General features: G+C 41.1%; 1 protein-coding gene. It reads right to left on the bottom strand.

Annotated features, from left to right (window positions below):
• Window positions 1-6: 6 nt before the first annotated feature.
• Window positions 7-900, bottom strand: an 894-nt coding sequence (locus EI164_RS16430; protein ID WP_192521037.1) for a transposase, incomplete at its 5' end; no start/stop codon positions are given.

Raw genomic sequence — 900 nt, 5'->3', positions numbered from 1 at the left:
TAGGACTTACGCAACAATCAGTCTAGGCGAGCGTAACTGCTCGCAGAGATAGTCATCCAGCAAGCCATGTTTTAACTGATATACCGTTTTCTTTGTCTGCCTAGCAATACGGGTCAAACTTATCCAAACTAATATAGAACAGCAAATATGATTGCGCTGAATACGTGCTTTTCGACACTGATTAGACTCTATACCTGTTAATTGCTTAATCTCACGATGAAACTGCTCAATTTTCCAGCGTATGGCGCACACCTGTTGTACGTCATCACGATTTGTTTGAGTGGTATCGTTGGTTACGACCCAATCCGTGCGGTGAGTACTCACCACAACCCGAAACAGTTGCACTTTATAGTCTTTAGGAAATTTATTGATCTTAATTAATTTGCCATTATCTTGTTCGGCCTCAGTCCATTGTAAAGCACTGACTGAGGTATAAGCGCGTTGCCCCTTAGAATCATCAACCAAACGGTTGCTCTTAAGCGGACAGTAAAAGATTTTACCTAAGCCATCAATGGTCAGCATGATATCTTTAGTGGCATACCAGCTGTCCATAAGCACCGTTTTAAATACCAATTGCTTGTACTCGATCGTGTGTCGTAACATATCTTCTAAATGATCAAGCTTGGTTTTACCATCGATGGCTTTGTCGTAAATACGGTAGTCAATAACCCAATACTGCTGGGTATGCGGGTTAACGTAGATGCAGTTTACAAGACCAATGCCTTTAATTAATCGTTTAGCATTGCCACTATATTGGCGGTTGACCAGTTCTATCTTATGACTGTGATCTTTGTCTAATACCGTATCATCAAAGAGCAAGTAACCCTCAGCATCGGCGACAATGTCTTGTTTAACTTGTTCCCATACTAGACGAGGTTTGAGCTTGTCACCTTTAATATA

The sequence above is a fragment of the Psychrobacter sp. FME13 genome, from assembly GCF_014861395.1.
In the GTDB taxonomy this organism is placed as follows: Bacteria; Pseudomonadota; Gammaproteobacteria; order Pseudomonadales; family Moraxellaceae; genus Psychrobacter.
Note: the sequence above shows the minus strand (reverse complement) of the source record. Positions and strands in the feature narration are given on the sequence as shown.